The following is a 522-nucleotide window of genomic DNA, read 5'->3' on the forward strand; positions in this document are numbered from 1 at the left end:
GTGGCGACCGGCACAATGACAAGAGGCGGCCCAGGGCCGCCTCTTGTCGTTCAGGGCGCGCGAGGGCTAGCACAGGGCGGCGGGCTGGGTGAGGCCCTCGCCGCTGGTCAAGCGCTCGCTGAGCACGCCGAGCTCGGCCTGTTTCTGTTGGACGATGGCGGCCAGCAAGAAGTGAAGGCTGGCGGGGCTGGCCTCACGCAGTTGCTCATAGAAGCATCGTGACGCCTCGGCGTCCATCAGGGCCTGGGTCAAGGCGTCGATGGCCATGTCTTCGCTGCCGATGAAATGGCAGGGAGCGGCCTCCTTCTGGCGCAGCTTGGCGTGGAGCTTGGCATAGTAGCGCTCGCTGCTCGAGAGCGGGTACAGCAGCTCCAGCCGCTGGGCGATGTGGGCCAGTTTCTTCAGGCGCGTTTCGCATTCGATGCCCAGGCCAGCCAGCAAGCGGCTGATCGCGGTATTGAAGGTCAGGAAGCTGAAGGCGAGGCGGCGGTAGCGAGTGAGCTCGGCCAGCTCGTGGCTGCC

At 66.3% G+C, this 522-nt stretch carries 1 protein-coding gene; it reads right to left on the reverse strand.

Translation table 11 applies throughout. The features are described 5' to 3' along the window. Positions 1 to 66: 66 nt before the first annotated feature. Positions 67 to 522: hypothetical protein (locus OOZ15_RS20100; protein ID WP_265958206.1), on the reverse strand; the 456-nt coding region annotated here is incomplete at its 5' end.

It is taken from the genome of Galbibacter kalidii (genome assembly GCF_026241135.1).
In the GTDB taxonomy this organism is placed as follows: domain Bacteria; phylum Bacteroidota; class Bacteroidia; order Flavobacteriales; family Flavobacteriaceae; genus Galbibacter.